Origin of the sequence: Psychrobacillus sp. FJAT-21963 (genome assembly GCF_001420585.1) — a bacterium.
Classification (GTDB): domain Bacteria; phylum Bacillota; class Bacilli; order Bacillales_A; family Planococcaceae; genus Psychrobacillus.
The window spans coordinates 403,718-423,120 of sequence record NZ_LJIY01000002.1 but is presented as its reverse complement, the minus strand read 5'-3'; the positions used below and the strand labels follow the sequence as shown (position 1 = coordinate 423,120).

Annotated in this window: 26 protein-coding genes and 2 pseudogenes; 6 read left to right on the top strand and 22 right to left on the bottom strand. The window is 33.1% G+C overall.

The features are described from left to right. Positions 1 to 115: 115 nt before the first annotated feature. The 8 genes and pseudogenes from AN959_RS07940 to AN959_RS07900 all read right to left on the bottom strand — a co-directional run bounded on the left by AN959_RS07940 (position 116) and on the right by AN959_RS07900 (position 4,806). On the bottom strand, positions 116 to 691 hold the full coding sequence (locus AN959_RS07940) for a YpjP family protein (protein ID WP_056829704.1): 576 nt from the start codon (positions 689 to 691) through the stop codon (positions 116 to 118). Between the two features lie 394 nt (positions 692 to 1,085). After that, positions 1,086 to 1,865 carry a class I SAM-dependent methyltransferase gene (locus AN959_RS07935; protein WP_056829702.1) on the bottom strand — a complete coding sequence of 260 codons (780 nt, stop codon included), beginning with the start codon at positions 1,863 to 1,865 and terminating at the stop codon, positions 1,086 to 1,088. Then, entirely contained in the window at positions 1,862 to 2,299 is a 438-nt protein-coding gene (locus AN959_RS07930; protein WP_056829699.1) for a BrxA/BrxB family bacilliredoxin, read from the bottom strand. Before AN959_RS07930 ends, AN959_RS07935 begins: the two co-directional genes overlap by 4 nt. Before the next feature lie 120 nt (positions 2,300 to 2,419). Next, positions 2,420 to 2,698, bottom strand: a pseudogene (locus tag AN959_RS07925) (PBSX family phage terminase large subunit); the annotation flags it as partial. 165 nt (positions 2,699 to 2,863) lie between these two features. Then, complete coding sequence (locus AN959_RS21665; RefSeq protein WP_253278890.1) at positions 2,864 to 2,974, bottom strand: sigma factor-like helix-turn-helix DNA-binding protein; 111 nt, start codon at positions 2,972 to 2,974, stop codon at positions 2,864 to 2,866. 128 nt (positions 2,975 to 3,102) lie between these two features. Further along, positions 3,103 to 3,327, bottom strand: coding sequence for a hypothetical protein (locus AN959_RS21660; protein ID WP_056829695.1), 225 nt, complete (start codon positions 3,325 to 3,327; stop codon positions 3,103 to 3,105). An 11-nt stretch (positions 3,328 to 3,338) separates the two neighbouring features. After that, positions 3,339 to 3,524, bottom strand: coding sequence for a hypothetical protein (locus AN959_RS07915; RefSeq protein ID WP_056829693.1), 186 nt, complete (start codon positions 3,522 to 3,524; stop codon positions 3,339 to 3,341). A gap of 1,087 nt (positions 3,525 to 4,611) precedes the next feature. Beyond that, positions 4,612 to 4,806, bottom strand: a complete 195-nt coding sequence (locus tag AN959_RS07900; protein WP_056829687.1) for an XtrA/YqaO family protein — start codon at positions 4,804 to 4,806, stop codon at positions 4,612 to 4,614. 669 nt (positions 4,807 to 5,475) lie between these two features. Here AN959_RS07900 and AN959_RS07895 point away from each other — a divergent pair. The 3 genes from AN959_RS07895 (at position 5,476) to AN959_RS07885 (ending at position 6,743) form a co-directional block, all read left to right on the top strand. Continuing rightward, positions 5,476 to 5,832 (top strand): hypothetical protein, encoded by a 357-nt coding sequence (locus tag AN959_RS07895; protein ID WP_082460864.1) that lies wholly within the window; start codon positions 5,476 to 5,478, stop codon positions 5,830 to 5,832. 156 nt (positions 5,833 to 5,988) lie between these two features. Further along, positions 5,989 to 6,336, top strand: a complete 348-nt coding sequence (locus tag AN959_RS07890) for a hypothetical protein (RefSeq protein ID WP_056829686.1) — start codon at positions 5,989 to 5,991, stop codon at positions 6,334 to 6,336. A 44-nt stretch (positions 6,337 to 6,380) separates the two neighbouring features. Further along, the gene (locus AN959_RS07885) at positions 6,381 to 6,743 is read left to right on the top strand and encodes a nuclear transport factor 2 family protein (RefSeq protein ID WP_056829682.1); all 363 of its coding nucleotides are present in this window, start codon (positions 6,381 to 6,383) and stop codon (positions 6,741 to 6,743) included. Between the two features lie 184 nt (positions 6,744 to 6,927). On the opposite strand, the pseudogene AN959_RS20595 reads toward AN959_RS07885, so the two are convergent. The 6 genes and pseudogenes from AN959_RS20595 to AN959_RS07865 all read right to left on the bottom strand — a co-directional run. Beyond that, positions 6,928 to 7,029 (bottom strand): annotated as a pseudogene (locus AN959_RS20595) (RusA family crossover junction endodeoxyribonuclease); the annotation flags it as partial. Between the two features lie 278 nt (positions 7,030 to 7,307). After that, complete coding sequence (locus AN959_RS21280) at positions 7,308 to 7,448, bottom strand: hypothetical protein (protein WP_172794332.1); 141 nt, start codon at positions 7,446 to 7,448, stop codon at positions 7,308 to 7,310. A 220-nt stretch (positions 7,449 to 7,668) separates the two neighbouring features. Further along, entirely contained in the window at positions 7,669 to 8,094 is a 426-nt protein-coding gene (locus AN959_RS07880) for a hypothetical protein (protein WP_056829680.1), read from the bottom strand. A 31-nt stretch (positions 8,095 to 8,125) separates the two neighbouring features. Then, positions 8,126 to 8,827, bottom strand: coding sequence for a DUF421 domain-containing protein (locus AN959_RS07875; protein WP_056829678.1), 702 nt, complete (start codon positions 8,825 to 8,827; stop codon positions 8,126 to 8,128). A 36-nt stretch (positions 8,828 to 8,863) separates the two neighbouring features. Continuing rightward, entirely contained in the window at positions 8,864 to 9,115 is a 252-nt protein-coding gene (locus AN959_RS07870; protein ID WP_053589653.1) for a hypothetical protein, read from the bottom strand. Between the two features lie 111 nt (positions 9,116 to 9,226). Beyond that, positions 9,227 to 9,991: a carboxylesterase gene (locus AN959_RS07865; RefSeq protein WP_056829676.1), complete on the bottom strand. Its 765-nt coding sequence runs from the start codon at positions 9,989 to 9,991 to the stop codon at positions 9,227 to 9,229. Positions 9,992 to 10,123: 132 nt separating this feature from the next. Between AN959_RS07865 and AN959_RS07860 the strand changes: the two genes are divergently transcribed. After that, a complete protein-coding gene (locus AN959_RS07860; RefSeq protein WP_056829674.1) occupies positions 10,124 to 11,005 on the top strand; it encodes a LysR family transcriptional regulator in 882 nt (293 codons plus the stop codon). Positions 11,006 to 11,056: 51 nt separating this feature from the next. On the opposite strand, the gene AN959_RS07855 is transcribed toward AN959_RS07860, so the two are convergent. From AN959_RS07855 to AN959_RS07840, 5 genes are all read right to left on the bottom strand, one after another. Next, positions 11,057 to 12,169, bottom strand: a complete 1,113-nt coding sequence (locus tag AN959_RS07855) for a conserved virulence factor C family protein (RefSeq protein WP_056829672.1) — start codon at positions 12,167 to 12,169, stop codon at positions 11,057 to 11,059. 21 nt (positions 12,170 to 12,190) lie between these two features. Continuing rightward, positions 12,191 to 14,074 carry an ABC-F family ATP-binding cassette domain-containing protein gene (locus AN959_RS07850; RefSeq protein ID WP_056829670.1) on the bottom strand — a complete coding sequence of 628 codons (1,884 nt, stop codon included), beginning with the start codon at positions 14,072 to 14,074 and terminating at the stop codon, positions 12,191 to 12,193. After that, entirely contained in the window at positions 14,071 to 14,706 is a 636-nt protein-coding gene (locus tag AN959_RS07845; protein ID WP_082460862.1) for an HD domain-containing protein, read from the bottom strand. The genes AN959_RS07850 and AN959_RS07845 overlap by 4 nt, the downstream gene beginning before the upstream one ends. A gap of 474 nt (positions 14,707 to 15,180) precedes the next feature. Next, positions 15,181 to 15,291 carry a YjcZ family sporulation protein gene (locus AN959_RS20590; RefSeq protein WP_082460860.1) on the bottom strand — a complete coding sequence of 37 codons (111 nt, stop codon included), beginning with the start codon at positions 15,289 to 15,291 and terminating at the stop codon, positions 15,181 to 15,183. Between the two features lie 342 nt (positions 15,292 to 15,633). Beyond that, complete coding sequence (locus AN959_RS07840; protein ID WP_056829666.1) at positions 15,634 to 17,313, bottom strand: formate--tetrahydrofolate ligase; 1,680 nt, start codon at positions 17,311 to 17,313, stop codon at positions 15,634 to 15,636. Between the two features lie 150 nt (positions 17,314 to 17,463). Between AN959_RS07840 and AN959_RS07835 the strand changes: the two genes are divergently transcribed. Beyond that, positions 17,464 to 17,667 (top strand): cold-shock protein, encoded by a 204-nt coding sequence (locus tag AN959_RS07835; protein ID WP_053589680.1) that lies wholly within the window; start codon positions 17,464 to 17,466, stop codon positions 17,665 to 17,667. Positions 17,668 to 17,704: 37 nt separating this feature from the next. On the opposite strand, the gene AN959_RS07830 is transcribed toward AN959_RS07835, so the two are convergent. Further along, positions 17,705 to 17,887: a zinc-finger domain-containing protein gene (locus AN959_RS07830; RefSeq protein ID WP_056829664.1), complete on the bottom strand. Its 183-nt coding sequence runs from the start codon at positions 17,885 to 17,887 to the stop codon at positions 17,705 to 17,707. Between the two features lie 117 nt (positions 17,888 to 18,004). On the opposite strand from AN959_RS07830, the gene AN959_RS07825 reads away from it, so the two are divergent. Next, positions 18,005 to 18,397 carry a reverse transcriptase-like protein gene (locus AN959_RS07825; protein ID WP_053589682.1) on the top strand — a complete coding sequence of 131 codons (393 nt, stop codon included), beginning with the start codon at positions 18,005 to 18,007 and terminating at the stop codon, positions 18,395 to 18,397. 225 nt (positions 18,398 to 18,622) lie between these two features. On the opposite strand, the gene AN959_RS07820 is transcribed toward AN959_RS07825, so the two are convergent. Both AN959_RS07820 and AN959_RS07815 read right to left on the bottom strand, forming a co-directional pair. Next, positions 18,623 to 19,087, bottom strand: a complete 465-nt coding sequence (locus AN959_RS07820; protein WP_056829662.1) for a hypothetical protein — start codon at positions 19,085 to 19,087, stop codon at positions 18,623 to 18,625. Between the two features lie 109 nt (positions 19,088 to 19,196). Continuing rightward, a complete protein-coding gene (locus AN959_RS07815; RefSeq protein ID WP_053589685.1) occupies positions 19,197 to 19,397 on the bottom strand; it encodes a cold-shock protein in 201 nt (66 codons plus the stop codon). Positions 19,398 to 19,403 lie beyond the last annotated feature (6 nt).

Here is a 19,403-nt window from a genome sequence, read left to right as displayed (position 1 = left end):
TTCGTTGCCTTCTGAGTCAAAAATAATTTTCTGTAGGAATTATTGGCGCTTATTTGTTTCTTTAATAAACTTCTTATTCATTCTAAGCTTCCTATTATAACAAAAAAGCTCTCATTTATGAGAGCCACTTAGGAGGTGTATTTTTGGACCAATAAATTTCTCCTAATGCATAATGCTTTGAATACTTGTCTTCTGCAAGATGATAATGAAAATTAAAATAATACCCATCTTGAGGTTTTTTGTCTGTTCTCACATGAAATCGGATTAAATCTTTTCTTGTTTCATTATTATAAATGTTAAATATTTTCTCGTGATATTCTCCTGATGGCTGCTCGGTTATAGCCAAATTTATGACTTTATCTTGAGCCACTTTAGCAACCGTTGTATCAATCACTTCCTGTATACGTGGGAAGATGATTTCATCAAATTCATTTTGGATTACAGGACCTATACGCTCGCCAAACTTTATGTATGATTGTTCTCTTGCTGCCGTGGAAATAGAATCCGTTAATGCTAGTCCCTCATCTATTTCTACCTGTTCATAATCAATGTTATTTACATTTGAATGAAAAGACTTTTCTGGATTTTTGTTGTCTAATAAATGCTCCCAAATAAGATGATCCGGAGAGATTAGACCAAATGTTAGCAATGCTACCGTAATAATAATTGATTTTTTAATCCATTCCTTCAACAAATATCACCTTCAATTTTGACCATTTTTTAAAGACCCATTATGATTATAAACGTTTTAGAGAACAAAAGGTTTCTAAATCCTCTCTTTCATTGTACAATAAATGTTGTAAACATACAGTACGTTTTTTGAATAAGGAGGAGAATTTATTATGAGTACAAGCTTAGTAATTGGAATTGGATTTTTATTTTTATTAGGATATTTAACTTCTCTAAACTTTACTGACTAAGTTCAAACGTTCTCGGTTTGTTTTGGACAGATTTTTCCACGTGTTTTTTATAAAAGAGAGTCGTGACGATAGTCACAACTCTCTTTTTTTTCGATACAGCATATTGCTACTACGTATACAGACATCAACTAAAAAGAAACGCTTTACATTTAGCAAAGCGTTTCTTTATATTTCAATGATTCCATAATGAAATTTAGAGGTCTGTCGGGTAAGTCTATGAAATCCAAATCTTTCAAATAAATCCGAACGGAAATGAGCTTTTACAACTACTCTTTTCTTTGCAACTCTTTTGGCTTCTTCCACCCACTCCAGTGTTAATAAGTGATGTTGCCCAATTGCTCGGAGTGGTTGAAAGTTTGAGGACTCCTCAATTAACTCTTCAAACATCGGGTCCATATATACTACATCATATGAGTTGCTTTCTGTTTCTTTTAATGCTTCCACAGCATTCACATGTGCTAATTTCACATTTCTCATACATGTTTTTAACTCAACAAAATCAGTCTCATAATTTTTTAAACCAACTGATACAATATAGGCAATGATTTCATTTACTTCACATGCATAAACAGTACCCATGTCCCCAGTTGCATAAGCAGCAATTATGCTATCCGAGCATAATCCAGCAGTTGCGTCGAAAAAGCTATTCCCACTTTTCAGATTAGTTGCTTCTAAAAATGAATCGGATTCACCTTTTAGAAGCCTTTTTAACCGAAATGCAGCGGAATTTGGATGAAAGAAAAAAGGAATATTTGAGCCATTAGCGTAGTATTCTAATCTTTCCTTGCTAACTACTAATACATCTGAGTCATATTGTTCATGCATAGCTTTTACAGATTTCTTACTTCGATTTACATAAGATAAAGAAAGCTCAGTTGCAATAGTTTGTGCTTTATCAATAAATGATTCATTTGTTCTTCCAGCTGTCGTTACGATTGTTTTCATGAAGAAACGATTTGTGTAAGCACACCAGACAAATGATCTTTAATAGTTTCCATCGAATTACTTTCTATTTGTTCACGTGGGATAAAGTATGCCAATTCTTTATCTTTCCATATTGCAATTGAAGGTGAGCTTGGAGGAATCTCTTCGAAATAACTTCTCATAGTCGCTGTAGCATCTTGGTCTTGTCCGGCAAATACTGTTACTAGATTATCCGGTTTTTTGTCTAAATCATTAACTGCGGCAACTACTGCTGGTCTTGCTAAACCTGCAGCACATCCACACACTGAGTTAATCATTATTAAGGACACTCCCTCAGCGTTAGCCATATGATTCTGTACATCCTCAGGGGTTACTAATTCTGTAAACCCAGCATCTGTTAACTCACTTCTCATTGGTTTTACTACTTGTTTCATATATTCATCGTACGCGTTCATCTATTCTCCTACTTTCAATTAGTTTCGATATCCTATTATAACAGCATACCAATTATATTATCTATTATACTGCTTTCATAAAGTTTCACATGAGTGGTTGATGGAAACCTCTCTTAATTAATCACGGCTGATTGTATGAACATTTCTATCAAAATCTGGATAAACAACACTCTCACCACTTACCCAAAGACCCTTGATATTTCTATCGTAAAACATGCCTGTTGGAGTTGAACGCTTCATGTTGTTTTTATATCGCTCAGACAAGAAAGTATTGTCATCCAGTCCGAATGAATAAGACAATATTTGCGGATCCGTATTCTGAATGTAGTCCTTCAACAACCAATGTTCTGGGTGGCTTGGATTAGTATCTGCAATAAGTCTCGCACCCTCACTACTACAACTAAAATGAGTGATACTGAAAATATTAATACAAACAATCCTAAATAATCCGTACTTAAGTCGCAATGTTAGGAAATCTTTCTGCTAGCAGTAACCCCCTTGATTTTATTCCCTTCAATAATGAAGACAACATATGGCATTCGTATAGCAAAGTATCAAGAACCTCTACTCTTTCACTTTCTTTTTTGCTCGATTTATGTAGCTTTGCACTGTAGCTTTACGAACCCCAATTTCATCTGCAATCTTGCTTATGCTTTGACCTTGTGCAATATACATGATATAGCAATACCTCTCTCTATGAGAAAGAGAAGTTAATATGTCCGCGAGTATAATCTTTTCTTCAATAGACATGTACAGATGATTTTCATTAATGTCTATTTTCTCAATAATGTCTGGTATTACTTCTATGCAATGAATGTAATTGTGCTGATATATTCCTTTTTTATCAATCCCTTTATATGTTCCCGGTTGTCTCCAGTAGCCATCCAATCGATAGAATAAGACATACATTTAATCATGCTATTGATTTGTTTGATATCATCATCGTCAATCGCTCTCTCTTTTAATCGCTTTAATTCTTTTTTACCTTCCTTATATTCTTGTATTAATATATCTGCCCAATTGTCCACTTTAAGTCCCCCTATCGTCTTTTGACTGCGCCACGAACTCTTTTGTATGTATCCCTATTGCACCCCATTAAATCTTCAAGTTCTCTGCATGAAAAACGTTCTTTCTCCCTCTTGCTCCTTGTATTCTCTTTTTCTATCTCTTGAATAAGAACATGTTTTAACCCTTTTTCGATTAGCCCACTTTGAATCGTTCCCATTTCCTTCTCTCCTTTTTGTGAAATAAAAAGAGGACAACAAATGACACAGCGATTGCTGTAGTCAAATGTTGTCCTCCAGTTGTCTGGGGCGGACTAGTTATAAAAAGTAACTTTTTAATTCATTATAATGAACTGAATACAATATTTAAGTTTATTTTTTCTCCTCTGCTTCAATCATTTCTTCTAGAAGATTTATAACTAGATTGATTCTATTATCTCTATTATGAGGTAAAAGTATATAATAGACTGCCATTAATAATAATGAGAGAATAAATCCCCATGAAATACTAGGCTGAAAAAAAAATAATAAATTATTATTTTCAATTTTCCCCTGTAAGAATTCTTTTGTACTAAAAATTACAAAGCTAAAGATCGAAGTACCTATAAATGTATAATATTTCCTCTCAGCTTGTCTATCTCTATATGCCTTAAAATATGCCCTTAACATTCTAAGATCTTTTACACCATTCTTTGTTTCTCCCAAGATTTTATCATAGAGATTTTCTAGGTTTTTACGAACACCTTCTGACTCAATTGATTCAAAAAGAAATTTCAAATAATTATCTCCGCCATATAGATTATCAGTCCATAAATACAGATTTTTCACATTATTAGATACTTCTTTTTTTAAANTTTATTTGAAAATCTTCTAGCTCTAAAATTAAATTTAAATGATTTAGTAACTTAAGCTTTCTTTCATTTATAATTAGGTTTCTAGTGTAGTAGAACAACATTATTCCAATATAGGAAATCATTAACAAGGTTAACACGCTAGTTACGAAGTTTTTCTCAATTGGATCAATAATTGTTGAAATAATATTAGCGAAAACAGTAGTAACTAACACGACTATGACAGCAAATACTGAAATAAAAATGGATTGTCTTGATGTTGTCGCCGAAATATCATTTGCTAAAGTTTTCTTCATAACTTCTATTTCTTGTTTTGTATATTCTTTTTTCAAATGTTTTAAATACAGATAAGTTAACTTATAGTCAATATTTCTAAATATATTCTTTGTATTTAACCGCTTCAAAATATCCTCTGATTTGACAATAAAATCTAAATTTTCTTCTCTAAACCCTTCTCTCAGAACTCTTCTCCCTCTTCCCTCCGCATCCTCTTAACCTTACCTTGATGCGTCACAATCTTATATTCCCCATGCGGTGGAAGTTCTCGAAGTCTCACTTTCCCATCACAGATTACTAGTACACAACTAGGAGGTAGTTCCATTATATCAACCATTAGTATCATTGTACTAGCATCTATTTTAATATTTTCCATTTTATCAAGACCCCTCCATTGTATTATTATTTAAATGTGCAAGACAGGAGGAGTCCTGTCTTTTTTAATTAATGATGTCGCTTATGTTTACTTGGCGGATAATTGTTTACAATAGAAATAATCTTATCTTCTAAAAACAAAATCGCTGCAATAATAAGCACTAAGAAAACTATTAGCTTCTTCATATTACTCACCTCCTAAGAACATCATGGCAGATTTTCAGGTACCGAAAGTGCCAATTGTAATTAAGGGTGAATTTATATTTTAGAAAGGCAAGTCATCATCCGACACTTCCATAGTTCCTCCGCCATTAGCGAAAGCATCTTCATCCACTCTCTTTTATACATTATTGGGTTGCTTGTCTTAGATACACTTAAACTTTTGGAATATGATATAAGACAACCCTAGGTTACTTTCCCCTAGACAGCCTTTGGTTGTACAACCCCTTTGATAGTATCATTTCTTCAGTTTGTCTATACTGGTGATACCAGTGCCAGGATCAGTTGGGAAAGTCTGATCTTCTTTTTTATATTCACCTCAGTAAAACCAAGGTCATTATCATCTTGGTTTTATTTCATATTTTGAACCAACTTCGTATTAAGGTTATTCACATATAATTTAATCTCATCTATAATCATATGGATGTACTCGAGAGAAAGTAGGTAAATTATGATTAATATTTTTTGGCTATGCTATTTAGGAATTCTAGCAATAGCTACAATCGGAGCACTTATAAAAGGTGCTTTCAAAACAACTTTTTGGATAATAGATTTTGTTTTTTCCGTAATCACTTGGATAGGTTTATTTGGTTATATTACTAACACCCAGATTCTTAATCCTCTTGTATGGAAATTTGTATTTGTAAGTGGTTTATTATGGCACTTGATTTTTGGTTTCAAAAAGTTCAATGAAGAGCTAAAAGATGATGATGAACCACAATCAATTAAACTAGTAATTTACGGGATCACTTTAATAATCTTAATCGGACCTTTATATTTTGGATTATTTAATTATGCGTTTAAATAAAAGGTTATATAAAAGGAATTAGTATCAAAACATAAAGTAAATATCAAACCATACATTTATCTTAACTACAGAACACCCAGTTAAGAAAAATGAATGATATTAGAACATCAATTTTATAATTAATAAGCTATGTTTTTTATTTAAGGAGAATAACTCATGAGAACTTCACTACCTTGCCCCAATTGTCTAAAATCACTTACAATCGAACACTTTGAAGAATTTTCAACCCCTTTTAATATGAAGTGTCCACACTGTCATGTAAAACTAAAAGAAACTAAAATGACTCCATTGCTACTTTTAATAGCTGCTTTAGTAATACCTTTATTAATTTATTTAGGTATTATCGTTAAGGGTTTCATAACTGGTTACTTTCCTATTGTGGAAAAAGTACCTACTGTAATTGTATTTTTAGCTTTCTGCTACCCTCTCTATGCTTTATATGAAGCTTTTAATGCGGTTGTATTGTTTAAAAAGGGAAATTTACAATTAAAAAAACACCAGTAAAAAGGTACAATTGTCTTTATTAGAGAAGATAGGGGAGTATAAAATTGAAAATATTATTACAAAATTACATCAAGGCAACAAACACTCATAAATTTGATGAAGTTAAAAAACTTCTTCATCCTAATGCTGTTTATTTCTTCTCAGATCGAAATTGTACAACTCACGAAGAAATACAGGCATATTTTGAAAACGCTTGGTCAATTGTTAAAAACGAAAATTACGAAGCAAAAGAAGTGCACTGGCTTTACACAGGAAGTAACTCAGCAACTTGTACTTATACATATTTCTATGAAGGCCTTATCAATGAAAAATATGCAAGCGGCCATGGAAGGGCAACAAATGTCTTCGTTAAGGAATCCGATGTATGGCTTTTAATTCACGAACACTTAAGTCCCTTACCCAGATAATTTTTAAAGAGAGACGTTCTATCTTACTAGACGACTTTCTTTTACTTCACTTAATGAATCCTATAAGTATAACTCCATTAATATTTATAAATATTTTCTCAATTTTTCCACAATGTTGATGCTCTTCGTATACGTCGAATCAATAAGCAACCCGAACAACAACTCGAGGCTGAATGCTATAAAACTACCGAACGGTCAAATTCACCACTTGGTTATCATCCTGCCAAATCAAATTATTTAGTCCGTCCTTCACGCCTTTTACATAATTATCTACATTAGGTTTAGTGGGCTGATTTGAACTATATTATGGACAGAATTGGTCATAAGGATTCAAGAACTACCACCGACATGTATTTACATGAATGCGAGAAAGTGCGATGAGAAAAACGCATGATAAGTTCAGTTATTTGATGGAAAAAAGATAAAAATAAAATACGTTTTCTTGTTTTTTCACTTTTTTTCACTTATTATTTATATTTTCGTACCAAATCATTTTTAATAGAGCCAAATAAAAAAACACCGTTCAGTTTTGAACGATGTATTCCCTAGTTAATGGATAAACTTTTATTGACTATTATCTTCTTGCTGTTCTGTTGGTTCTTCACTTGGATCTGGTTCATCTTCATCTACACCGTTGCATCCAAACATTAAACCTGTTGATAAAATAACAGTCATAATTGAAAGCACATATTTTTTATAATTCATTCTAAACCCTCCATACTTTATTTACTCTTGTTAATGTTCTCTTAAAACTGAAAAATATGCATAATACATTTAAAAATTTCAGAATGTTTATGATTCATCATTTCTTTCTTAAGGGAACTAATAACCCTACACCAAATAAAGTATAAAAATAAATACAAAGAAAAAAATGTTAGCAAAATAACTTCGTGATATGCTAACATTTTTTAAGTTTGTTCAAAGATTATTTAGAGAGTTCCTTATATGCTAATACTTTTAATGCTAACATTTCTTCTTCTGTTAAAGTACTTTCAAGTTTATTAAAAATCTCCTGTTTTTCCTCTGCTGACATACCATCTTGTGCTTTTGCTTGAATATCTTGAATATCACTGATTTTAAACTTTTTGGCTAATACTCTAGTTGCTTCTTCTTTTGTTTGGAATGGAAGTTTGCTACTATCTACATTTTTACCTTCCTCAATAAACGCCTGTAACTGAGGATCATTGCTAATTTCTTGTTTAATATTCTCGAGCTGACCACTATTTTCTAATTCAACTGCCACCTTATCCATAACCTGATCGGCAACTAGTTTTGGAGCAAAATAGTAAGCAGCAATCCCTATAATTACAACAATAACGAAAATACTTAAAAGAACTTTAATTAATTTCATCTTAATCCCCCTCTACTTCAATTAAACATATTTATTTATACAAATAGACTTTTAGTTCCTCATTACTATCAATCGTTGCTAACAGTATATCATGTATAGGTACATTTAGTGTTTTCGCTTTATTCTCTAACCAAGTAATATCCTTACCTGCTTGTTTTAAATACTTGTACTCAACCTTACCGTTTTTTATTACTGTTAATGGTAGACAAAAGGGACTTTTAACCATCTTCATATCAGATGGAGTTAAAGGTTGAAATTGCGGTGACATGAAAAAAGAGATTGTTCCATCGGGCTCCCAGATTGCTAGAGCGACTTGGTCAATTTCTTCTATACTTGCTTTTCTTGCTTCGGATAATAAGTGGTCCAATGTAATTCTTGCTTTCGTCAGACCCTTATACTTTATTTCTCCATTTTTTATTAATGGAAAAGGATTCGGCTCCAGCCATTTTCTGAAAGTATTTGATTTTAGACTCAAAAGTACAATAGTCAAATACAAAATAGTTAATACTGCTGTAGTAATAAGGGATCCTTCTAATCCTAATTTTTCGTCCGATAGTGGATGTGCTAATATGTTTCCAAGTACTAAAGCAATAGTGAAATCAATTAATCTTAACTGAGAAATAGATCTTCTTCCCATTACTTTAGTTGCTAGTAACAAGAAACCGAATGAAACAATTGCTCGCAATATCCACTGGATTGCTGTCAGAGACTCTTGTCCATAAAAAAAATCCATTTTTACTCCCCACTTCATATCCAACGACATAATTCATTATAGAACTTTATTGTTTTTTGCTTTATATTCTGAAACTTTATAATCTAAAAATGCACCACTAAGACCTAAAGGGAGTCCTCCAGCTGTTATCGAAAGAACAATAATGAATAAATTTAAGCTCTCTACTTTATTGCTTAACAATAAGAAAATAAACAGACTTCCTAGAATAGTGAACAATACGGAGAAATGATAGGTGATATGAAGTTCATCTTTAACTAATTGTTCTTCTTTTTCATTTTGCTCATTCATATACTCCCTCTTCTCCGTCTAAGTCTTTTTATTATTAGCTTATTTTCAATTATTTACTCATTTTTTTCCTAAATTGTAAAAACACCTTCAAATGTTCGAAGGTGTTTCATTTTAAGCATATTTGTAAATAGAATCCGACCAAGCTACTTGATTTAAAAATTCGTAGACATCCTCGCATACTTTATCTTTTTCTTTTCCTACAGTAATAATATGTCCAGACTCTTTATACCAAATTATATTTTTTTCGTTTGCCTCCACGTGTTCATGGATAAACGTTGCACTTTCTTTATAAATTTGATCATCTAATGCTCCTTGAAGAACAAGTGTTGGTGAAGTGATGGAGTTCAATTGCTCACATGTAATTTCTGTTAACTCCATAATTCCATTTAAAGAATCGATTGGTCTATTTTTTAATTCCTCTAATTCTTCTATAATTTCATCTCTAGATTTGCCCTCAAAAGACTTATATATCTTCGCATAGTTATATAATCTTTCAAACAAACCATTTGAACTGTTTCTCTTTATAGGTGCGCACATAGAGACAACTGCTTTTACTGGAAATTCCTCCGCAACTTTTAATGAAAATACACCACCTAACGAAATACCTGCTACTGCTATTTCATCATATCCTTTATTTTTTAAATGATGATAACCTTCAACAGCGTCTTTCCACCAGTCTAACGGACTAGTTTGTAATAATTCTTCAGGTGTTACCCCGTGCCCCCTATATATTGGAGCATGGCAAGTATATCCCCTTTTTTGCAGATATTCCCCTAATCTTTTTACATCTTTTGTGCTACCAGTAAAACCGTGAAGCAATAATACAGCTCTCTTTCCTCCTTCAAACGTTAAAGATTTAGGTGCGACTACTTTCATTGAAATTTCCCCTTTATCAAGTTAAAGTGTTAAATTATTAAGATAATACTATCATTGACAACCAATAAAGTATAATTTATTATTTGTATCAAAATGATGCATAAAATGCATTAATTACTGGAGTCGATTTTTTTGGAATGGCAACGTTTAGAATATTTTCATACACTGGCAAAAATACAACATATGACACATGCAGCTGAAATGTTATCTATTTCCCAACCAGCTTTGAGTCGCTCTATAGCGGGACTAGAAGAGGAAATAGGTGTACCGTTATTTGATAGACAAGGTCGGTCTATTGTATTAAATCGCTATGGTCATATGTTTCTTCTTCGGGTGGAGAGAATTTTGAAGGAGATGAACGAGGGATTAGAAGAAATAAAACAATTGATTGATCCGGAGGAAGGAGAAGTGTCCCTTGGATTTTTACATACACTTGGTACAAGTTCCGTTCCAAATATTATTCGGGCATTTCACGAGCAATTCCCAAAGATTACATTTCAATTTACACAAAATCATACACATACACAATTAAAACAACTACTTACAGGAGATTTGGACCTTTGCTTACTCGCTTCGATGGTTGAAGAAAGTTCAATAGAATGGACAGAGTTATGGCGTGATGAACTTTATGTTATTGTACAAACTAATCATCCACTTGCTAATCGAGAAAGCATTACGCTAAAAGAAATAGCAGATGAATCATTTATTTCTATGAAAAAAGGGTATGCTCTTCGAAAAACAACAGATGAGATTTTTCAAGAAGCAGGTGTTACTCCAAATATTTCTTTTGAAGGGGATGAAGTAGCTACTATTGCTGGCTTCGTTGCCGCAGGGCTAGGTTTTTCTATACTTCCTGATGGTGGAGAAATAAATTCAAATAAAATAGCTAAACTACGTGTAAAGGAAGTTACATGCGAGAGGATTATTGGAATGGCGGTAGTAAAAAATCGTTATTTATCTCCTGCTGCCAAACAATTTCAGCATTTTGTACTTAATTATTTTCTGTATCAATAAAAAAGAAGCTATTCTCTTGAGAGGAAAGCTTCTTTTTTTCTATCGTTTTTATTATTTTCGAGCATCATTCATTTGCTTCCAAACGGAACCTTTTGCTTCTTCCCCTTCTTCAATTCGAGCAATAGCCATTCGAATTTGGAGTTTAACTTCATATTCCTTGTCATCAATTGCTTCTTTAAGTGTCTGCAGTGCATCAATAGTACCTACTTCATAGAAATACATTGCTGCTCTCCAACGAACTAGTTTATTTTTGTCGAATAGAGCAACCTTCATCGCATCTGCAAATTGGTCAAATCCTAAATCACTCATTGCATCTCCAGCAGTTCTTCTAACAGCTGCACTTTTATCCTTTAACGCTATTTCTAAATAAGGAATTACTGCCTCATCCTCAATTAAACCTAGATAAACGGTAGCAAGTCTGCGAATGGACACCTGCTCGTCTTGAATTGCTTTAGCTAGTATTGGTAAATCTATTAATTCGGGATTGATCAAGTTATTAAGTAATTGGAATCTTTGTTCCCATTCGCTCGCTTCAAATTGTTCCAATGTAAATGGAACACGAATTGCAGATTTTTCATCACTAGGATGATCCTTCTCATCAATTAGTTGTTGAAGTTTACTTTGCGGAAATGTTGCTTCAAGCTCTTTAACTATTTGCTCGCCTATTTCTTTTTGCTCTCCGTAACGAACACCGAAATCTACCCACTTGCGTAATAAGATATAATTTTCTTTGTCACCCTCCATCGCGATATCCAATGCATTTATGAATCGTTCGGATAAACCATAACGTGACTCAGATTCACTGTCAAAAACTTTTACTTGAAGAGGGATGCCTTTATATTGTTGTACATGTACATATACTTCACCGTAGTGGTCTATTGGCTTTTCACTAATAGTAGAATCATTTTCAGCACCAAAAACATTTTCAACAGAAGCTAAAATGGATTCCCAAGAAAACTTTGCGTTTCTTTCAAGTGCTAAGAAATCTGCAACATGGTAAACACCTTTCACACCTTCGATTTCCATAATTTTTTGGATTTCAATTGGTGCTCCATCGATATTATCTATTTTATAATTATGACTTTTGCCAAATGGTAGTTCTTTGTCGATTACTACTTTCATCGTATTCGGACTTGGTGTTGGTTCAATTGTTATTATTTTCACTTTGTACCCTCCAATTATCTTTTAAGAAGAAGCAAGCTCTTCTAAATAAGACCAACGTTCGATTAATTGCTCATATTTCTCATTTTCCTTATCCAATTGCTCCGTTAACTCTTGTAGTAAAGTAAAATCTGAGCCGGCTTTTGAAAGTTTTTCTTCTATTTCAGCTATAAGCTTTTCTACCTTTTCAATATCGACACTAATAGTTTCAAATTCACGCTGTTCTTTATAGGACAGTTTTTTCTTCTCTTTAGTCGTTGTTTTTATTTCGATTTCTTCTACTCTAACTTCCTCCAATTGTGAAGGATTCATTTTTTTTTCCTCTAAGTAATCCGAATATATCCCTAACCATTCTTTGACAGTACCATCTCCATTTAATATCCACAGCTTTTTCGCAATTCTGTCTAAGAAAAATCTATCATGGGAAATAGTAATTATTACGCCAGGGAAAGTTTCCATAAAGTCTTCTAAAACGGACAATGTTTGAATGTCTAAATCGTTTGTTGGTTCATCTAGTAATAACACATTAGGTTGTTCCATCAGCATTTTTAACAAAACTAGTCGTTTCTTCTCTCCACCAGATAGCTTGCCAATTTGTGTACCATGAGTATTTAAAGGGAACAAAAATCTTTCAAGCATCTGGGCAGCAGAAAATTTCTCTCCAGATCCCGTTTCGATTAAATTAGAAGACTCACGAACATATTCAATCATTCTCGTCTGCTCATTCATTTCAGGTAATTGTTGCGTAAAATGCATAAGCTTTACTGTTGAACCAACAATAATATCACCAGAATCCATTGGTATTTCACCAGCAAGCATTTTCAAAACTGTACTTTTCCCTACCCCATTTGGTCCAACAATTCCAATTCGATCTCCAGCTTGTAAAAGAAAATTAAATTCATCTACTATTTTTTTCGTTCCAAACTGTTTAGTAATAGAATTTCCTTCTAGTACTTGCTTACCTAATCTTGTCGTTGCAAGCTCCATTTCTAAATTCTGATTAGAATTGTCACGATCTATTTTTGATCCTATTTCTTCAAATCTATCTTTTCGAGCTTTTTGTTTCGTCGACCTTGCTTTTGCCCCTCTTCGAATCCATTTCAATTCGTTGCGGTATAGATTTTGTAATTTTTGTTGAGAAGATGCATTCATTTCTTCGCGAATCGCTTTAGACTCTAAATAATCAGCATAATTACCGGAATGCGTGTATAGCGTTTTATCAGCTAATTCATAAATATGTGTTGCGACAGCGTCGAGGAAGTAGCGATCATGTGTAACAAATATAATGGCACCTTCTACCCGTTGAAGCATTTCCTGTAACCAGTCAGTAGACTCTTTGTCTAAATGGTTTGTTGGTTCATCTAATAGAAGTAAGTCAGCTGGTTCAATCAATACCTTTGCAAGTGCAACTCTTTTTTGCTGACCACCAGATAGATGTAAAACAGAATCTTCAAATTGGGTAATACCCAATTTCGTTAATGCTGTTTTCGCTAATGCATTTACATCCCAAGCTTGTAGGTCATCCATTTGTGATTGTAAATTCATCAATTTATCTTGTAATGCAGTTGAGTTGGAGTCTTCCATTAAAGCAACTAACGCTTCTTCATATTCACGGTTTATTTTTAATATAGGTGAATCTCCACCAAATACTGCTTGAAGGACCGTTTCCTCTTTCTCAAAGATAGGCTGCTGCTCTAAATAAGCAATTCGATATTTGTTTGGATTGTCACGCTCTATTGAATCCGCTTCTAACTGCCCCGCTATAATAGATAGAAATGTAGACTTGCCAGTACCATTTATCCCTATTAATCCTGCACGGTTCTGATTATTAATCGTAAATGCTATATTTTCAAACAGTGTTTTTTCTCCAACTGTTTTCGTTAAGTTTGAAATTATTAAATGACTCATATCGTTTCCCCAGTTTCTTTTCTTAAGTTTTGCAAAAAAGACTCCATAAAAGCATGTCTTTCTTGCGCAAGCTCTTTCCCTTTTTCCGTAAGCATTCCATCAGCAAGTAATAATAATTTTTCATAAAAATGAGTAACAGAAGCTGTTTCTGTTGATCGATATTCTTCAACGGACATATTTGCTCTAGGTGTTTCACGAGAGTCATAAAGCTTTCTACCTTTTGCTCCGCCATAGGCAAAAGTTCGAGCAATACCCACCGCCCCTATTGCATCCAACCTATCAGCATCTCGAACAATTTTCGCTTCTATTGTTTTAGGCTCTACTTCATTTCCACCATTAAATGAAATCGATCGAATTACTTCTTTTATATGGCTTACTTTATCATCTGGCAAATGTAGTAATTCGATAATACGATTTTCTTCGGATTTCTCATTGTCATTAGCATATTTAGGATCACTGACATCATGTAATAGTACTGCAAGCTCAACTATTTCTTGTTCTGCATGTTCACATGATTCTAAAATTTCTAATGCATTCTTTCTAACTCTTTCAATATGTTGAAAGTCGTGACTAGCATCAAAATGCTTGTACACTTCTTTGACTAATCGTTCACATTTTTCAATTGTATTCATCCTATCTAACTCCTTAAACGAACTCATCTTCTTATTATATACAATAACATAGTTGAACTGTATTAAGATGTATTATTATCGCTAAATCCTTGTAATATCAGGGTTACGAAGAGTAAAATAAGTATTTGAAATCAATTTATAAGGTTAATATAAATACAATAACGACGTATATACAAAAATAAGTGAGTATTGAAGGCAAAATATTAATATAAATGGTAATGATAGTTTATTAAAACCATTTTATTTTGTGTTGATTTTTTCTATTTAAATACACATATGAAAAGCGACTGACTCTATATAGAGAAAGTCGCTTTTTCTGAAGAGGAGATTTATAAAGAGATTGTATTGATATCATTTTNACTTAATTAATAATATCTTTTAGTTCGTTTTGTAATTTAGAAAAAATATACCTTACGACTAAAATGAAATGTTGTACAAGCTTAAGCTTTCTGACCTAACTCCAACATACTTCCTTTAATAAATAAAAGATGCCCCAACAATTATAAGTAGGATAAACAATACAACTATTAAAGCGAAGCTGTTGTTTCCGTATCCACCATTTTCGCATCCACCATAACCGGACATTCTTACCCCCTCCTTTCCTAATAATATTTATAAGTTATGAAAAGATTAAGAAATGGATAAGGTAATTTATCTCATATTAAAAATTAAATTTAAAATCTTTCTGCCCTTCTAATTAAGTATTGAGGTAATTACTCACAAATAAAAAGCATTAAAAAGTAAAAGTCTTTGAAGCCTTTTAGTAAAGCAAAGTTAGACAAGTGAATAAGAAATTAATTTTCGCATTGTTTAATCAGCTTTTAGAACCAAGTGCGGATACATTCGAGTAAATTACACTCGTAACCATTCGCAACGACGACATTCCATAAAAAAAAGACTGCTAATTTTGAGCAGTCTTTTAAAACGTTAAAACAATCCTATAGCTTCTCCATTTTCATCAACATCCATGTTCAAAGCTGCTGGTTTTTTAGGTAAGCCAGGCATTGTCATAATATCTCCAGTTAAACATACTAGAAATCCCGCACCAAGTTTAGGTATTACTTCACGTACAGTAATTGTAAAGTCAGTTGGTCTTCCCATGAGCTTCGGTTGGTCGGATAAAGAATATTGTGTTTTTGCCATACAAATCGGTAATGCATCCCAGCCGAATGATTTAATTTGATCAATTTGTTTTATGGCTTCTTCCGTAAACACTACATTTTTTCCGCCGTATACTTTTTTTACAATAATTAAAACTTTTTCCTCGATTGTTTGTGTTACATCGTATAAAGGGGAAAAATGATTAGGCTTTTCCAATTGTTTTAATACGAGTTCTGCAAGATCTATTCCGCCCGCTCCCCCTTTTTCCCAAACTTCCGTTAGCGCAATAGCTATGTTCTTCTCTTTACACCAAGAAAGCATTGCATCTATTTCTGCTGGTGAATCTGTTATAAATTTATTTAATGCAACCACTGGTTCGATTCCAAATGCTTGTATCGTTTCAATATGCTTTTCTAGGTTTTTGATACCAACTAAAAGTGCTTTTACATCTTCTTCCTTCAAGGTATCCTTTTGCTTTCCACCTTGCATTTTAAGTGCACGAATAGTTGCCACAATTACTACAGCATCTGGAGAAAAACCACCTTGTCTTGATTTAATGTGCATGAACTTCTCAGCACCCAAATCTGCTCCAAAACCAGCTTCTGTAATAACGATATCCGCTAAGTTTGTTGCTGTTTTTGTTGCAATAATGGAGTTACACCCATGTGCAATATTTGCAAATGGACCTCCGTGAATAATTGCAGGAGTTCCTTCTATTGTCTGCACTAAATTAGGTTTAAATGCATCTTTTAACAAAAGTGTGAGTGCACCTGCTACACCTAACGATCGAACTGTTACTGGTTCCTTGTCATATGTATATCCGATTACAATCTGTGAAAGTCTTTCTTTCAAGTCTTCTAAATCCTTTGCAAGGCATAGCACGGCCATTATTTCAGAAGCTACAGTAATATCGAAACCATCTTCACGAGGAACCCCTTGTTTAGGACCACCGAGACCAATTGTAATATGACGTAATGCACGATCATTCATATCCATTACTCGTTTCCAAATAATCCTTCTAGGGTCTAAATTTAAATCATTTCCTTGAAAGAGGTGATTATCAATAAATGCAGACAAAGCATTATTAGCAGTAGTAATGGCATGAAGATCTCCATTAAAATGAAGATTAATTTGTTCCATCGGTAAAACTTGAGCAAATCCACCACCTGTAGCCCCACCTTTAATACCCATAACTGGTCCCAGTGAAGGTTCTCTTAGCGCAACAGCAACCGACTGACCTAACTGTTGTATTGCATCCGCGAGCCCAACAGTTACAGTTGATTTCCCTTCTCCTGCAGCGGTCGGATTAATAGCTGTTACTAATACAATTTTACCAGGGGTAGCTTTTTTAGAAATTTTAGTAGGATCTATTTTTGCTTTATAATTTCCATATAATTCTATAGCTTCTTTCGGTATTCCAATTTTTTCACTAATTTGATGAATTGGTTTCAATGTTGCATTTTTGGCAATACTTAAATCAGATGGTGTTTCTATTTTAGCATTCATATTTATCCCTACTTTTTTATTTTATTATATCCATATAAAAGTATATAAGAACGAAGTAAATTCGACATATTATTGACGATTCCTGGCATTTAATGGTATAGTTAAACTATCCATTCTCAGAATATTTAGTGGATCGAGGGAGGAACTATTATGCAACAGGGGAAAGTAAAATGGTTCAACAATGAAAAAGGCTACGGATTTATCGAGTACAACGATGGAGAAGACGTATTTGTCCATTTTACAGGTATTCAGGGAGATGGATTTCGAGCTTTAGAAGAAGGACAAGATGTATCTTTCGATATAATAGAAGGAAACCGCGGACCTCAAGCTGCAAATGTCATTAAAAACAGTTAATACAGTTCTTCCTGCGACAATTGGTCGTGGGACTTTTTTATTTAGAATTTAGTTTCTCTCCTACCTGTCTTATTTCTTCTCCCACTGTGCAAGAATGAATACAGAAATCATGGGCGACAGTCTTACCTTTTTCTTTGCGTAATAAGGTTTTTACAAAACAACCTTCGCAATAGGTATTTAATAAATAATCTATTTCATTTATTATTTGACTATTTTTCATATTAATTCTCCTCGCTATAATAAATTTGATTGTACTATTTGAATGCTTCTATTTGCAAGTGAGCAACATGCAAACAAGTACATTCTGAAAAAAAATGATGAAAATCAGGTGATACAAATGCTTGAAGTGTATATTGATGGATCCACAACAGGAAATCCAGGGCCAAGTGGTATTGGTGTTTTTATTAAAGGGGAAGGTCATCATATTAAGATAAGCGAATATATAGGTATATATTCAAATCATACGACAGAATTTTTAGCATTGCTTAGAGGACTTGAAGAGGTACAAAAACTTACTTCGTCCATCATTTCAGTACGGACCGATTCACAAATTGTTTGTGCTGCGGTAGAAAAAAAATATGCTAAAAATGCAGAATTCGCAGCAATATTAGAAAAAATATTAAAGATCAGCGATACATTTGATTTTTTCTTTATAAAATGGATTCCAGATGAACAAAATAAAGCAGCGCACGCATTAGCTAGAGAAGCTGTATTAAAAAAACTGCCTTAAAAGGCAGCTTTTTTTCGTTTAATTGTACTTTCTTCTGATTCCTATAGTACCCCATTCTCAATTACTTTAACGGATCCAACATTTACCGTAGCCTGCTCTAATGTAAAATAATCAAACCGAAAAAATTTATGTATAACGAAAAATTGTAACTTAACTTTTTCTAAACATCACTTTAGGCTATATATTTTTAGCTGCTATTAAATCTTGTAACAAAGCATATTACATCTATGCTTCTTCATTTTTATAAGCAGTTTCTATTTTCTCTTTAGTTCGAGACATGAATCTATCCACAACGTCAGAATTACCAAACAATTGAAATATACTTAATAAAATATTTTTAGGTTTGTTAATGGATGTGTATATAAATTTTGTTGATGTTTCATTTTGATTTTCCAATTCATATTCAATGGTCATACGAAATCGGTCATTGAGTAAAAAGCTCTCTTGATAAGATTTGTAATTTTGTTCATTTTTGTACTTTTTGATAGTTAATTCATATTGTTCATTTAAAGAACCATTTTGGTAGGTTTGTGTTATAACCGTCCCAACTACTTGGTCTGTTTGCTTAATGATATTTTCATCTATTACTTTTGGGAATATCATTTTCTTTTTATGTAAGTCACCGTAAAAAAATTGCCAAACATATTCAATTGGTGCATTGATTAGAATTTCTTTTTTCCACTTTTTCATTTAACCAACTCCCATTTCTAAGTAACAACACTATTGAATGTTATAACATATCATAACACAAAAAAACAGACTCCCTAATAGAGAGTCTGTTAAAGTTTTAGGTTTAAAATTAAGCTTTAACTACGTTAGTAGCTTGAAGACCACGTTGGCCTTGCTCGATTTCAAAAGTTACTTCTTGACCTTCGTCAAGAGATTTGAAACCTTCGCTTTGGATAGCTGAGAAGTGTACGAATACGTCGTCTCCGCCTTCGCGTTCGATAAATCCGAATCCTTTTTCTGAGTTAAACCATTTTACTTTACCTTGTTCCATGTGTGT

Excerpts from the sequence above, each read along its gene's own strand:
- AN959_RS20590 (WP_082460860.1), bottom strand. The coding sequence starts at position 15,291 with ATGTCCGGTTATGGTGGATGCGAAAATGGTGGATACGGAAACAACAGC.
- AN959_RS07875 (WP_056829678.1), bottom strand. The coding sequence starts at position 8,827 with ATGGATTTTTTTTATGGACAAGAGTCTCTGACAGCAATCCAGTGGATA.
- AN959_RS07865 (WP_056829676.1), bottom strand. The coding sequence starts at position 9,991 with ATGAAAGTAGTCGCACCTAAATCTTTAACGTTTGAAGGAGGAAAGAGA.
- AN959_RS07890 (WP_056829686.1), top strand. The coding sequence starts at position 5,989 with ATGAGAACTTCACTACCTTGCCCCAATTGTCTAAAATCACTTACAATC.
- AN959_RS07815 (WP_053589685.1), bottom strand. The coding sequence starts at position 19,397 with ATGGAACAAGGTAAAGTAAAATGGTTTAACTCAGAAAAAGGATTCGGA.
- AN959_RS07900 (WP_056829687.1), bottom strand. The coding sequence starts at position 4,806 with ATGGAAAATATTAAAATAGATGCTAGTACAATGATACTAATGGTTGAT.
- AN959_RS07820 (WP_056829662.1), bottom strand. The coding sequence starts at position 19,087 with ATGAAAAAGTGGAAAAAAGAAATTCTAATCAATGCACCAATTGAATAT.
- AN959_RS07845 (WP_082460862.1), bottom strand. The coding sequence starts at position 14,706 with ATGAATACAATTGAAAAATGTGAACGATTAGTCAAAGAAGTGTACAAG.
- AN959_RS07825 (WP_053589682.1), top strand. The coding sequence starts at position 18,005 with ATGCTTGAAGTGTATATTGATGGATCCACAACAGGAAATCCAGGGCCA.
- AN959_RS07935 (WP_056829702.1), bottom strand. The coding sequence starts at position 1,865 with ATGAAAACAATCGTAACGACAGCTGGAAGAACAAATGAATCATTTATT.
- AN959_RS07880 (WP_056829680.1), bottom strand. The coding sequence starts at position 8,094 with ATGAAATTAATTAAAGTTCTTTTAAGTATTTTCGTTATTGTTGTAATT.
- AN959_RS07895 (WP_082460864.1), top strand. The coding sequence starts at position 5,476 with ATGATTAATATTTTTTGGCTATGCTATTTAGGAATTCTAGCAATAGCT.
- AN959_RS07915 (WP_056829693.1), bottom strand. The coding sequence starts at position 3,524 with ATGGGAACGATTCAAAGTGGGCTAATCGAAAAAGGGTTAAAACATGTT.
- AN959_RS07830 (WP_056829664.1), bottom strand. The coding sequence starts at position 17,887 with ATGAAAAATAGTCAAATAATAAATGAAATAGATTATTTATTAAATACC.
- AN959_RS21665 (WP_253278890.1), bottom strand. The coding sequence starts at position 2,974 with ATGTATATTGCACAAGGTCAAAGCATAAGCAAGATTGCAGATGAAATT.
- AN959_RS07840 (WP_056829666.1), bottom strand. The coding sequence starts at position 17,313 with ATGAATGCTAAAATAGAAACACCATCTGATTTAAGTATTGCCAAAAAT.
- AN959_RS07870 (WP_053589653.1), bottom strand. The coding sequence starts at position 9,115 with ATGAATGAGCAAAATGAAAAAGAAGAACAATTAGTTAAAGATGAACTT.
- AN959_RS07850 (WP_056829670.1), bottom strand. The coding sequence starts at position 14,074 with ATGAGTCATTTAATAATTTCAAACTTAACGAAAACAGTTGGAGAAAAA.
- AN959_RS21280 (WP_172794332.1), bottom strand. The coding sequence starts at position 7,448 with ATGAATTATAAAAAATATGTGCTTTCAATTATGACTGTTATTTTATCA.
- AN959_RS07930 (WP_056829699.1), bottom strand. The coding sequence starts at position 2,299 with ATGAACGCGTACGATGAATATATGAAACAAGTAGTAAAACCAATGAGA.
- AN959_RS07835 (WP_053589680.1), top strand. The coding sequence starts at position 17,464 with ATGCAACAGGGGAAAGTAAAATGGTTCAACAATGAAAAAGGCTACGGA.